Origin of the sequence: Synechococcus sp. CBW1107 (assembly GCF_015841355.1) — a bacterium.
In the GTDB taxonomy this organism is placed as follows: domain Bacteria; phylum Cyanobacteriota; class Cyanobacteriia; order PCC-6307; family Cyanobiaceae; genus Regnicoccus_A.
In genome coordinates, this window is record NZ_CP064908.1 from 3011384 (window position 1) to 3024437 (window position 13054).

Annotated in this window: 8 protein-coding genes and 1 pseudogene; 7 read left to right on the plus strand and 2 right to left on the minus strand. The window is 48.3% G+C overall.

Going from position 1 to position 13054, the window contains the following annotated elements; genetic code table 11:
- Positions 1-750 precede the first annotated feature (750 nt).
- The 7 genes and pseudogenes from I1E95_RS15725 (at position 751) to I1E95_RS15750 (ending at position 9507) form a co-directional block, all read left to right on the plus strand.
- Complete coding sequence (locus I1E95_RS15725) at positions 751-1782, plus strand: lipopolysaccharide assembly protein LapB (protein ID WP_197163867.1); 1032 nt, start codon at positions 751-753, stop codon at positions 1780-1782.
- Positions 1783-1817: 35 nt separating this feature from the next.
- The gene (locus tag I1E95_RS15730; RefSeq protein ID WP_197163869.1) at positions 1818-4412 is read left to right on the plus strand and encodes an HlyD family secretion protein; all 2595 of its coding nucleotides are present in this window, start codon (positions 1818-1820) and stop codon (positions 4410-4412) included.
- 7 nt (positions 4413-4419) lie between these two features.
- Complete coding sequence (locus tag I1E95_RS15735; RefSeq protein ID WP_197163871.1) at positions 4420-5490, plus strand: hypothetical protein; 1071 nt, start codon at positions 4420-4422, stop codon at positions 5488-5490.
- Between the two features lie 396 nt (positions 5491-5886).
- Positions 5887-6300 (plus strand): annotated as a pseudogene (locus I1E95_RS17020) (transposase); the annotation flags it as partial.
- Positions 6301-6354: 54 nt separating this feature from the next.
- Positions 6355-7707, plus strand: a complete 1353-nt coding sequence (gene istA, locus I1E95_RS15740) for an IS21 family transposase (RefSeq protein WP_197163515.1) — start codon at positions 6355-6357, stop codon at positions 7705-7707.
- Complete coding sequence (istB, locus tag I1E95_RS15745) at positions 7704-8570, plus strand: IS21-like element helper ATPase IstB (protein WP_197163513.1); 867 nt, start codon at positions 7704-7706, stop codon at positions 8568-8570. Before istA ends, istB begins: the two co-directional genes overlap by 4 nt.
- A gap of 151 nt (positions 8571-8721) precedes the next feature.
- Complete coding sequence (locus tag I1E95_RS15750) at positions 8722-9507, plus strand: IS256 family transposase (RefSeq protein WP_197163875.1); 786 nt, start codon at positions 8722-8724, stop codon at positions 9505-9507.
- A 188-nt stretch (positions 9508-9695) separates the two neighbouring features.
- Here I1E95_RS15750 and I1E95_RS15755 read toward each other — a convergent pair whose 3' ends face one another.
- Positions 9696-11090, minus strand: coding sequence for a hypothetical protein (locus I1E95_RS15755; protein WP_197163877.1), 1395 nt, complete (start codon positions 11088-11090; stop codon positions 9696-9698).
- A gap of 35 nt (positions 11091-11125) precedes the next feature.
- Positions 11126-12157 (minus strand): lipopolysaccharide assembly protein LapB, encoded by a 1032-nt coding sequence (locus I1E95_RS15760; RefSeq protein ID WP_197163867.1) that lies wholly within the window; start codon positions 12155-12157, stop codon positions 11126-11128.
- Positions 12158-13054 lie beyond the last annotated feature (897 nt).

Below are 13054 nucleotides of genomic sequence, written 5' to 3' on the forward strand. Positions count from 1 at the left end.
ATGACGCTTCTCTTAGGAATGTTGAAAATTGTTCAGATGAGGTTTCACTTATCAATTTATTGCGTCTGCTATTTGAAGTAATGCTGCACCCAAATTCGACAAGATAGGCCCAGACAATAATTGTTGCATCCATATAGTTAGAGACAAATCACAATAGCGTTTAGCTAGGCTGACTTGAGTGGCTTTAAGTCATGCAGTTCAGCCGCCTTGACATACTATTCATTATAGTCAAGTAATCTATTCATGATCGACTTGACGTATTTATACTTATGCAGCTAGGATAACCTCCATTCGCAATGACTAGCGCTCAAAGTAATGATCACAGCAACCTAGTAATATACTGGGTAAGCGAGAGAGCTAAGGATTTGCTCCAGCCGAACAAGCGAGAAATACCAAAGTCAATCAATGGTGATTTTCAAACGGAAGTTTTAGTCTTTATTCTCTAAAGTAGAACCACCCCTTCATTCAGGGAGACAAGCATCGTCAAAGATTGATAATATAATGTAGCAATAAAAGGATGATGAGACAGTCACGTTAATTTAGCTAGGAACGAACTGCTGGAAAGCAGTTTTCTCAGATTTTACTGGAAAAGTAATCCATGCAAATGAGAACCAATGAAAATTTCCTAATGATAACGCAAAAAGCTCAGATTCTCAGGCGCTATTTATGTCACCAATCCTCGACAAACATCTAGAGTTGACTACCACTGGTTGACGGTGCTAGGATTTTTTGGCTTAGAGATGCTCGACAATGGCTGTGGTGCTTCCAGGTCACTTGAAATCAACCTTCAAGCAGGTGCGGTCCCTGATCGTTAAAGAGAAAAATTTTCCTGAGGCAAGAAGGATCTTGGCTGGAGTTCCTGATGGGGAACTCTATGCTCCATATCACGTAGCCATGGCTGCAATTGCTCGATCAGAAAGTGATGCTGCAGTTGCAATGGCTCACCTTGAAAAAGCACTTTCATTAACACCTGAAGACATTAGGTTGCTTTCTCGTATTGGTAAGCTGAGGCTTCAAGAAGGTAATAAACTTTTAGCACAAGAGTACGCAAACAGGGCTCTTCTACAGAAGCCGACCAAGAAGTCGGATGTAACTGCACTAGCATCATTCTTGCAACAGCTCGGAGATGCTGATAACGCAGCTAAAATTCTACGTGAAGCAGTTCTTCAAAATCCTAACGACACAAAGCTACGCAGGATGCTTGCTATTGCTCAACTTCAGCTAGGACAGCTGGATGAATGCGAACGCAATCTTAATAACTGCTTGAGACTTGATCCGAAAAATCATTATTCACAAATTCTCCTTGGTGAAATTCTAATCGCACAGGGTAATAAAGTGCGTGGTTTGGCAGTTCTTCGTTCAGCAGACAATGATGAATGTCCTTCAAAACTCAAAGAGCGCCTATCGATTGATGCGGCTGAATGCTATATAGATCTTGGTGAATACAGTGCTGCCAAGGATGAACTTACCCGAGTGCAAAGCAGCAACAGTCCTCGCTTTAACTATTGCTGGGGTAAGATTCAATATCAAGATAAAGATTATGAATTTGCATTGTCCAGCTTGATGGCTGCATCAAAGTCCATTGGACCGGATGGAGACTCGACCAATGCTCCAATTGTAGATCCTTCAAGCCTTACTAAAGAGGATCAGCAGAGTCGCTGTGAGCAGCTGATTCACGATTTGGCAGGAAAACTGGAAAAGTTGAAAACTACTGGATATGGATCATCTCAAAGCGGAGTGAATCAAAGTACTATGTTTGATGATAATGATGATGAATTCTAAAGTATTTTGTACGCCCTAACCTTTCGTTTATTCCCATGATAGTTGGTGATAGTTGTTATTACTCTATAAATCCATCAGTACGAACTTCTCCCCTAGTAGAAGGGCAATATCGTTTATATTTTGGTGACCGAACCACTTCGTTTAAGTTGTCCGCATCTGAATGGGATGCCATTCTTAATGCTGATTCAAGTGGTGGTTCGGTCGACTTTCTTTTTTCTAATTGCAAGAACTTTTTTGATACATCTCGCGCAGATATTAAGCGAGATGAATATATTTCTTGGTTATGTGAAAAGGGAATATTGCTTCCAGTTGATCCTCATCATTTTGCGATAAACTCAAATCCAGACTCATTGTCTTCGAATGGATCTACAAGTTCCTTATATCCACCGAATGGATCAAGAACAGAACGCAATAAGGTAACAACATCAAAGGAAGATCGTAAAATTTTACTTTTAAGTTTTAATTGGATTACCTCCCGTGGACTTTTAAGACCTCCGAGAGCCTTAATCAGCCTGCAAGCCTGGCTTTTCCCTTTGACAGTAATACTGTTTATAGGTACTATATACAGTTTTTACTTTGGGGTAAAGCCACTAGCAGTCTTATTGTCACAAAGGTCTGATCCTCTGACAGGTTTGTCGCGCCTCTTGATCATGTTAATTGTGATTAACCTGATCAGTGTCATGATATCTATTCTTCTGTCATATTCTCTAAATATAGATGATCAAAAGTTATATCTTAGACTAAAATGGGGCTTTTTGCCTAGGTTAGCCAAAGAACAAAATAGCAAGGAAATCAAGCAACGAGCAACAAAGCTTGAAGAATTGATATTAGTTGCCCAACCACTGCTAGTACGTCTATATCTTGTTGTCTTTTCAATCCTGTATTTATATATTTATACCCCAATACCTGACAGCTCACCTTATTCTCGCCTCAATATTCTAGTTGCAATCATACAAGGCGCATTAGCTAGTATGATTATTTTGCTGATTCCAGTACGGAATACTCCAGGCAGAAGATTGCTTGAGTTCTTTGGGGTCATGCCTAAGAACTATCTCAAAATTTCAGTAAAGCGTACTTTTACAACATTATCTCATCTTTTTAAGGGAAAATTTAGTCAAATAACCTTGTCAAAGTCTGATATCAATAGCTTGCTTTTCCTAATTGCTTTATTAATAGCATTTACCATCAAAATGCTTATACTTTACAATATTCTTATACCAAACATATCCGCCGAGGTTCCTCAGTTTGCCGGTCATTGGACTGCATTAATAGTCCGGATTGCACTAACTGTTTTACTTATCCGCTTTTTATACCTAACTTTTTTTACCAAACTTATAGCAAGCCGTTCTTCACATAAAACTGACGAGTTGTCTATACTTGCCAAACCAAAATCCTACACTTTGGGTACACCTGATCAATCATTGCCAAATCAATCTCTTGGTGCGGCAAATTCATTTCTTCATTCTTTGCACTTCGGTATTACAAGCTTTTTTAGCAGCAAATTTTTCCTAGCTTTTATCCTAATTATCATATTCTTGTTTCCATTCAGGGCATCTGTAACAGGTTCTGCAAATGTAACAGAAGGTGAATCTCTTGACATACGTTCTACGGAAACGGCAGTTGTTAAACAAATCTTTCAAGCTGGACCATCGTCGATTATCTTAAAAAATGGAACAAAGATACTTCAAATGTACTCACCAACATTAAGTTCTCAGCGTAGTCAGCAGATGCAACTCATTTCAAAATTGGATTCAGATATTCGAACTCAAAGGACACTTATTCAATCTATTCGCACGGGAAGCATTAAACTTGAAGGAGAGAATCGTGACGAGGAACTCCAAAGCGCATATGCAATGGTTCAAAAAGTAAAGTCAAAGATTACATCCCTACAAAATCAGATTAAGATTCAGAATGGTCAAATAGTAAAGCTGAGAGGTTTAACAAAGTCTGGAGCAATCAGCGAATTTCAACTTCAAAACCTATTATCTTCTCAAGAAGCTCTTACAGGCGAATTAGAGGGTGCCAAAAGTGAGTTAACATCTGCTTTGGCAGATGTAACAATCGCCCAGAGAAAACAGAAAATTGATCAAGATGTAAATTCAGGAGAGCAACTATCCAAAGCTCTAGACGAATTAAGTTCAGCCGAAAGTAGCTTGAAAGTTGGCAAAATTGCATTGGAAGCTATAGAGGCTCGTATCAGTAAGCTCACGCTTGTAATGCCTTTTGATGGAGTCATCAGTTCAAATACTAGAGCATTGTTGAACAGAACTGTCACACCAGGAGAGACAATATTAACCGTGAAAGCTCAGCCGCTTACTCAGACAAGCGCCTTGATTCCTGAATATGATCGAGCACGAGTTCGTATTAACTTACCTTGTGTGCTGAGACTATATTCTGTTTCAGATCAGGAATTTAAGGGTACAGTTTCATCTATTAGTCCATCAACAGTTGAGCTTGATGGCCTACAATACGTTGAACTGCAGATTCAATTAGATGACAGTCTGCCTACAAATTTTATCGGATCAAAAGGTTATGCTAAAATTGATGTTGGCTATACCTGTATCCTTTTAAATCTCATATCTCCTATTACTAGGTTTATCAACGTGGATCTTTGGTCTCTCCTTCCCTAGCCAAGTAATGATTACCATCTATCCTGCATTACCGCATGCAAGTACGTTGCCAAACCCCATCGAATTTTATCGATTAAACTTTGTCATCAGTGCTCCTAGAGGTGGCGCAATATCATTCAGCAACAGAATGAATCAGTTGGGGCAGATTGGCCTTCCACATACTCACCTTCCTGTAAGAAGCGATTCTAACCACCTTAAACAAGTTAATTCTACTCTCGATCTTTACAGCATTGACGATGGCTTAATTCGTGCGTTGTCTGGAATTATCTATGGTGGCTTTGAAACCTATCAACTTGAAGCGGCGCATCATGATCTCAGCATGATGTATTCAAGAGATACTTTTGGACAGGTTTATCAAAGGCTTTTGGCCAATAGCAGCTGCAATCTGTATGATCCTTCGTTCAGCTTAGCATTATTTCCTGATGAGATTCCCCGGTTAGAATCTAATTTCCCAGGTGCACGCTATATATATCTTTTTAGAGATCCTTATTTTTATGCTTCTTCAATACTGACCACGATTCACGGCTTAGACTCACTTCTGATTTGGTGGTCAATTGCTAAGGAGTTTAATTCCAACATAGCACTGGATCCACTCATAATGTGGTGCTCGATCAATGAATCACTTCTTGTATCAAAGGAAAAACATCGTACGGCTAGCTCTGTGCACGTAATCCGCCACCCTGAAGCAATTGGTCGTTATTCACTTGAACGTTTTAATCAGTTCATCGGATCAGAATATGCAAGCTACCAGCCACCACTTTCTCGCTCTATCCCTAGCAATTTTGTAACCTTGCCTTTCATGCGAAGGATGTCCATGAGCACACGACTAAGTAAAATGACTTCTATAATATCAGAGACTACCATTTCACCGATACAAGATAAGACTTCTTGGTGGCTTGATATCACCTTAGGTGGTGATCCATCGGCAAACTTATCTTATCATTCAAATCCAGGCGAAATAGTACCTGATTACTGGAAACAGATAATGCACAATTCTGAGTTGATTGACCGCTGTGATAAACTATGTAGGGCTCTAGGGTTTACGCCCCTTTCCACAAGGCTGTCTACCAATCAATAGGTATTTCAGGGGTCTAGGGACATCACTCCACAACGGACTAGGGTTTCTGTCTCAGGAGGTTGATCAGTCGCCAATCGAAATGAGGTCGCTAAGGGTTGTGGTGCAACCCACCTACTTCGACCTAACGCCCCATGCATGGGTAAGTTAATGTCCGCCCGAGGCAGTGGTGCAAGCGGCGTCCCAGCAAGTGGTGTAACTCAGGAGGATCAGCCCCGGCGTAGCCGGGGCTGACGGCTCACCTCCCTCAGATTTCAGCTGTGGCAATGGGTGGGCCGGTCTGTGACCCTGTTCGGAGAACTACCACCAAACCGAACACAGACCATGACCCTCACCCATAGTGGCGCCTCCGAGCTGAGCCAGCTCATGGAGGGCACCACCGCTGGCGCCCTGATCCCAGAGATCGTGCGCCGGGGTTTCCAGGACCTGCTGGAAGCCGAGGTTTCTGCCCTCACGGGCGCTCAACTCCATGAGCGCTGCCCCGATCAGCGCTCCACCCATCGCAACGGCTACCGGGAGCGGCTGCTCACCACCCAGGTGGGCGACCTCAGCCTGGCCATTCCCAGGTTGCGGCAGGGCAGCTTCTTTCCCAGCTGGCTGGAGCCACGCCGCCGGGTGGACAAGGCGCTCTACGCCGTGGTGATGGAGGCCTACACCGGCGGGATCTCCACCCGCAAGGTCGACGCCCTGGTGGAGGCGCTGGGCGGGGCCAGCGGCATCTCCAAATCGGAGGTGAGCCGCATCTGCCAGGGGCTCGATGAGCAGGTGAAAGCCTTTCTGGGCCGGCCGCTTGACCATGCCCGCTTTCCCTACTGTCAGGCGACAGCGAAAACTGGTCCGGAGGCGACACGAAAACTGGTCCACCCCGTGGAGCGAGCCAGGCAGGACGACAAGGGCAGCGCAGGGGCGCCATCTCTGGAGCCGATGGTTCTGGAGACAGCTGTGCAGACCCCTCAGGACGTGGAGGCGATGCGACGGCTATCGGCAGCAGGTTGGGGCCGGAGGCGGATTGCTAAAGAACTGGGCTGTTCACCGGAGACGGTGCGCAAGTACCTGCGGCAGGGTGGCTGGCAGCCCTACGGGAAGCCCTGCCGCAACACGGTTCTCGATGGCCAACGGGAGTGGCTGCGGCAGCGGTTTATGGCCCACCGCGGCAATGCCGATGTGGTGCGGCAGGAGCTGGCCAGTGAGAAGGGAATCGAGGTGAGCCTGCGGACAGTGGAGCGTGCCGTGGAGCCGTGGCGGCGGGAGCTGCGCAACGCGGCCCTGGCGACGGTGCGGTTTGAGACCCCGCCGGGCCGGCAACTGCAGGCAGACTTTGGCCAGTGCCTGGTGAGCATTGGCGGCGAGCGGGTGCGGGTGCACCTGGCGGTGCTCACCCTGGGGTACTCGCGCCGGCTGCTGGTGCGGGCATTCCGCAGCGAGAAGCAGGACCACTGGCTCCAGGCCCTGGAGGAGGGTTTCCGCCACTGGGGCGGGGTACCGCAGGAGGTGCTGGTGGATAACGCCCGTGCGCTGGTGAGCCAGCACGATCCCGAGCGCAACATCCTGGTTTTTGCCGAGCGGCTGGAGGAGTTCGCCCGTTACTGGGGGTTCAAGCCCCGTGCCTGTCGGCCGTACCGGGCCAGAACCAAAGGCAAGGACGAGCGTGGGGTGGCGTACGTCAAGAGGAACGCCATCGCTGGGCGGGAGTTCAGCAGCTGGGCGGAGTTTGAGGCCCATCTGGTGCGCTGGACCCGCGAGGTGGCCGACCTGCGGGTGCACGGCACCACCGGCGAGGCGCCGCTGGACCGGTTTGTGCGGGCAGAAGCCCAGGCGTTGCAGCCGCTGGAGGCCAAGCCGTCGTTCCTGGCGGAGCGGGAGCTGGTGCGGATCGTGCACAGCGACTGCTGCGTGGAGGTGGAGGCGAACTGGTACTCGGCGCCGCAGGCGCTGATCCGTCAGCGGGTGAGCGTGCTGGTGCGCGATCAACAGGTACTGATCCGCCACGGCGGCCGGATCGTCGCTGAGCACAGGCGCCAGCGGCCCGGTAGCCGCAGCCGCCAGGTGATCGACGGCCATTGGGAGGGCCTGCTGCCGCAACGGCAGCAGCGCGAGGCGGAGCGATCGCTGCGGGATGGCAACGCAAGACGTGATCAGGAGCAGCGCCCGGTCCGCAGCTCTGAACTGGCCCGGCCTCTGGCGGTTTATGCCGAGCTGATCGGGGAGGTGGCGGCATGAGTCCCACCAACCCACGCAACCGATCCACAGCGGCGATACCACCGGTACCGACCGAGGAGCTGGAGGCAATGCTCACCCGCCTACGGCTCCCAGCAATCCGCGACCGCCTCGATGCGCTGCTGGAGGAAGCGGCAAGGCGGGAGATGAACCTGCGCGAGGCCCTGGCCTGGCTGTGCGCGGCCGAGGTGGCACGCAAAGACCAGCTGCGGATGGAGATGGCGCTGCGGCTGGCGCGCTTCCCCTATGTGCGCACGCTGGAAGCGTTCGATTTCGAGGCCCAGCCGTCGATCGACCCGGCCCAGATCCGTGAGTTGGCCACCTGCCGCTGGGTGGCCAACGGCGACACCCTGCTGCTGCTCGGGCCGCCGGGTGTGGGCAAGACCCACCTGGCGGTGGCGCTGGGCCGGGAGGCGGTGCGTCTCGGTCACAGCGTCCAGTACGTCGGTGCCATGGAGCTGATCAGCGCCCTGGCCAAGGCCCAGGCGCAGCACGCCCTGGAGGGCCGGCTGACGCAGTACGCCAAAACCCGGCTGCTGATCATCGATGAGCTGGGCTACCTGCCGCTGGAGCCGAACGCTGCGTACCTGTTCTTCCAGCTGATCTCCCGCTGCTACCAGCGCGGCAGCGTGCTGATCACCTCCAACCGCCCCGTCATGGAATGGGGCGAGGTGTTTGGCGATCAGGTGGTCGCCACAGCGATCCTCGACCGGCTGCTGCACCACAGCCACGTGCTGACGATCCGGGGCGACAGCTACCGGCTCAGGGAGAAGCGGCGCAGCGGCCTGATCCGCCCGCAGGCGGGCGGTTCCTCCTCACCGGACAGCGCTGGCCTACGGCCACCACCGCCCGGTGAGAAGGCCTAAGGGGAACCCGGATCAAGCGGCACAGATGCCGCAGCCAACAACAACGACACGACACCCACCGATGAAACACCGATCCAAGGGCAGCCGTAAGGCCCCCATCAGCAAGCCATCAGGTGGACCAGTTTTCGTGTCGCCGGAGGACCAAAAGCGGATGTCGCTTGACACCTACGTCTACCTCGACGCCACCTACCTCCACGGCCGCCTGGGCCGAAATATGCAGGTGGTGTCGCGGGCGGTGGTGGTGGCGATCGGCATCAATGCCCTCGGCTACCGCGAAGTTCTCGGCATTGCCGTGGGCGACAGCGAGGCGGAGGGCTTCTGGCGTCAGTTCCTGGGCTCACTCAAGGAGCGTGGCCTCGACGGCACCCGCCTGGTGATCTCGGATGCCCACCTGGGCCTGACGGCAGCGATCAAGCGGATGTTCCAGGGCAGTAGCTGGCAGAGGTGCCGGGTGCACTTCCTGCGCAACCTGCTGAGCCATGTGCCCAAGGCCGGCCAGGACATGGTGGCCGCTGCCATGAAAGCGGTGTTCGTGATCCAGGCTCCAGATCAGGTGCGCGCCCACTGGCAGCGGGTCACCGAGATGCTGCGCAAGCAGTTCCCCGGCGCCGTGCCCGTGATGGAAGCCGCCCGGGACGACGTGCTGGCCTTCCTGCACTTCCCCCAGGAGCACTGGCGCAAGGTCTGGAGCACCAACCCGCTCGAGCGCCTCAACAAGGAGATCAAACGCCGCACCAACGTGGTCGGCATCTTCCCCAATGATCCAGCGATCGTGCGCCTGGTGGGCAGCCAGCTGCTGGAGCAGCAGGAGGAATGGCAGCTGGAGCGTCGCCGCTTCTTCTCTGAGGCCACCATGGCCAAGATCCCAGAGCCAGAAGAGCCCTTGGAGCTCACCGATGCAGATCCGAACGCCCAGCCGGCTGCAACCATCAGCTGAAGCGCACCAGCTTCTACCTCGATCTACACAGAACACATCGATCGCTGAGTTGCCAATTCAGCGATCAGGGTTCATAATGGATCAATGGAGCTGCGCAATCAGCTTCCAAGCAGTCATCCCCTGACTGCTCCTGTTCACCCTCCGGAGAGGGTCACAGGACCTCCTGAGTTACACCACTCGGAGGGGCGCTACCGCAATGATTGATCAGGTGTACCCAAAGTGTAGGATTTTGGTTTGGCAAGTATAGACAACTCGTCAGTTTTATGTGAAGAACGGCTTGCTATAAGTTTGGTAAAAAAAGTTAGGTATAAAAAGCGGATAAGTAAAACAGTTAGTGCAATCCGGACTATTAATGCAGTCCAATGACCGGCAAACTGAGGAACCTCGGCGGATATGTTTGGTATAAGAATATTGTAAAGTATAAGCATTTTGATGGTAAATGCTATTAATAAAGCAATTAGGAAAAGCAAGCTATTGATATCAGACTTTGACAAGGTTATTTGACTAAATTTTCCCTTAAAAAGATGAGATAATGTTGTAAAAGTACGCTTTACTGAAATTTTGAGATAGTTCTTAGGCATGACCCCAAAGAACTCAAGCAATCTTCTGCCTGGAGTATTCCGTACTGGAATCAGCAAAATAATCATACTAGCTAATGCGCCTTGTATGATTGCAACTAGAATATTGAGGCGAGAATAAGGTGAGCTGTCAGGTATTGGGGTATAAATATATAAATACAGGATTGAAAAGACAACAAGATATAGACGTACTAGCAGTGGTTGGGCAACTAATATCAATTCTTCAAGCTTTGTTGCTCGTTGCTTGATTTCCTTGCTATTTTGTTCTTTGGCTAACCTAGGCAAAAAGCCCCATTTTAGTCTAAGATATAACTTTTGATCATCTATATTTAGAGAATATGACAGAAGAATAGATATCATGACACTGATCAGGTTAATCACAATTAACATGATCAAGAGGCGCGACAAACCTGTCAGAGGATCAGACCTTTGTGACAATAAGACTGCTAGTGGCTTTACCCCAAAGTAAAAACTGTATATAGTACCTATAAACAGTATTACTGTCAAAGGGAAAAGCCAGGCTTGCAGGCTGATTAAGGCTCTCGGAGGTCTTAAAAGTCCACGGGAGGTAATCCAATTAAAACTTAAAAGTAAAATTTTACGATCTTCCTTTGATGTTGTTACCTTATTGCGTTCTGTTCTTGATCCATTCGGTGGATATAAGGAACTTGTAGATCCATTCGAAGACAATGAGTCTGGATTTGAGTTTATCGCAAAATGATGAGGATCAACTGGAAGCAATATTCCCTTTTCACATAACCAAGAAATATATTCATCTCGCTTAATATCTGCGCGAGATGTATCAAAAAAGTTCTTGCAATTAGAAAAAAGAAAGTCGACCGAACCACCACTTGAATCAGCATTAAGAATGGCATCCCATTCAGATGCGGACAACTTAAACGAAGTGGTTCGGTCACCAAAATATAAACGATATTGCCCTTCTACTAGGGGAGAAGTTCGTACTGATGGATTTATAGAGTAATAACAACTATCACCAACTATCATGGGAATAAACGAAAGGTTAGGGAGTACAAAATACTTTAGAATTCATCATCATTATCATCAAACATAGTACTTTGATTCACTCCGCTTTGAGATGATCCATATCCAGTAGTTTTCAACTTTTCCAGTTTTCCTGCCAAATCGTGAATCAGCTGCTCACAGCGACTCTGCTGATCCTCTTTAGTAAGGCTTGAAGGATCTACAATTGGAGCATTGGTCGAGTCTCCATCCGGTCCAATGGACTTTGATGCAGCCATCAAGCTGGACAATGCAAATTCATAATCTTTATCTTGATATTGAATCTTACCCCAGCAATAGTTAAAGCGAGGACTGTTGCTGCTTTGCACTCGGGTAAGTTCATCCTTGGCAGCACTGTATTCACCAAGATCTATATAGCATTCAGCCGCATCAATCGATAGGCGCTCTTTGAGTTTTGAAGGACATTCATCATTGTCTGCTGAACGAAGAACTGCCAAACCACGCACTTTATTACCCTGTGCGATTAGAATTTCACCAAGGAGAATTTGTGAATAATGATTTTTCGGATCAAGTCTCAAGCAGTTATTAAGATTGCGTTCGCATTCATCCAGCTGTCCTAGCTGAAGTTGAGCAATAGCAAGCATCCTGCGTAGCTTTGTGTCGTTAGGATTTTGAAGAACTGCTTCACGTAGAATTTTAGCTGCGTTATCAGCATCTCCGAGCTGTTGCAAGAATGATGCTAGTGCAGTTACATCCGACTTCTTGGTCGGCTTCTGTAGAAGAGCCCTGTTTGCGTACTCTTGTGCTAAAAGTTTATTACCTTCTTGAAGCCTCAGCTTACCAATACGAGAAAGCAACCTAATGTCTTCAGGTGTTAATGAAAGTGCTTTTTCAAGGTGAGCCATTGCAACTGCAGCATCACTTTCTGATCGAGCAATTGCAGCCATGGCTACGTGATATGGAGCATAGAGTTCCCCATCAGGAACTCCAGCCAAGATCCTTCTTGCCTCAGGAAAATTTTTCTCTTTAACGATCAGGGACCGCACCTGCTTGAAGGTTGATTTCAAGTGACCTGGAAGCACCACAGCCATTGTCGAGCATCTCTAAGCCAAAAAATCCTAGCACCGTCAACCAGTGGTAGTCAACTCTAGATGTTTGTCGAGGATTGGTGACATAAATAGCGCCTGAGAATCTGAGCTTTTTGCGTTATCATTAGGAAATTTTCATTGGTTCTCATTTGCATGGATTACTTTTCCAGTAAAATCTGAGAAAACTGCTTTCCAGCAGTTCGTTCCTAGCTAAATTAACGTGACTGTCTCATCATCCTTTTATTGCTACATTATATTATCAATCTTTGACGATGCTTGTCTCCCTGAATGAAGGGGTGGTTCTACTTTAGAGAATAAAGACTAAAACTTCCGTTTGAAAATCACCATTGATTGACTTTGGTATTTCTCGCTTGTTCGGCTGGAGCAAATCCTTAGCTCTCTCGCTTACCCAGTATATTACTAGGTTGCTGTGATCATTACTTTGAGCGCTAGTCATTGCGAATGGAGGTTATCCTAGCTGCATAAGTATAAATACGTCAAGTCGATCATGAATAGATTACTTGACTATAATGAATAGTATGTCAAGGCGGCTGAACTGCATGACTTAAAGCCACTCAAGTCAGCCTAGCTAAACGCTATTGTGATTTGTCTCTAACTATATGGATGCAACAATTATTGTCTGGGCCTATCTTGTCGAATTTGGGTGCAGCATTACTTCAAATAGCAGACGCAATAAATTGATAAGTGAAACCTCATCTGAACAATTTTCAACATTCCTAAGAGAAGCGTCATTCAGGATGATCAATGTGGCTGGACTCTGCCTTGATCACTGGATGATCCTAGCGTGCTCATCCCGGTACATCTCCGAAGTCGATTGATGCAGCACTATGGCACACACAGCCATGCCATGCTCTCTGAGCACCAGTCATCACCTCGGCG

What these genes read in the sequence shown, in the direction of transcription:
- I1E95_RS15725 (WP_197163867.1), top strand. Translation starts at nt 751, where the DNA reads ATGGCTGTGGTGCTTCCAGGTCACTTGAAATCAACCTTCAAGCAGGTG.
- I1E95_RS15750 (WP_197163875.1), top strand. Translation starts at nt 8,722, where the DNA reads ATGTCGCTTGACACCTACGTCTACCTCGACGCCACCTACCTCCACGGC.
- I1E95_RS15760 (WP_197163867.1), bottom strand. Translation starts at nt 12,157, where the DNA reads ATGGCTGTGGTGCTTCCAGGTCACTTGAAATCAACCTTCAAGCAGGTG.
- I1E95_RS15755 (WP_197163877.1), bottom strand. Translation starts at nt 11,090, where the DNA reads ATGATAGTTGGTGATAGTTGTTATTACTCTATAAATCCATCAGTACGA.
- istB (WP_197163513.1), top strand. Translation starts at nt 7,704, where the DNA reads ATGAGTCCCACCAACCCACGCAACCGATCCACAGCGGCGATACCACCG.
- I1E95_RS15730 (WP_197163869.1), top strand. Translation starts at nt 1,818, where the DNA reads ATGATAGTTGGTGATAGTTGTTATTACTCTATAAATCCATCAGTACGA.
- I1E95_RS15735 (WP_197163871.1), top strand. Translation starts at nt 4,420, where the DNA reads ATGATTACCATCTATCCTGCATTACCGCATGCAAGTACGTTGCCAAAC.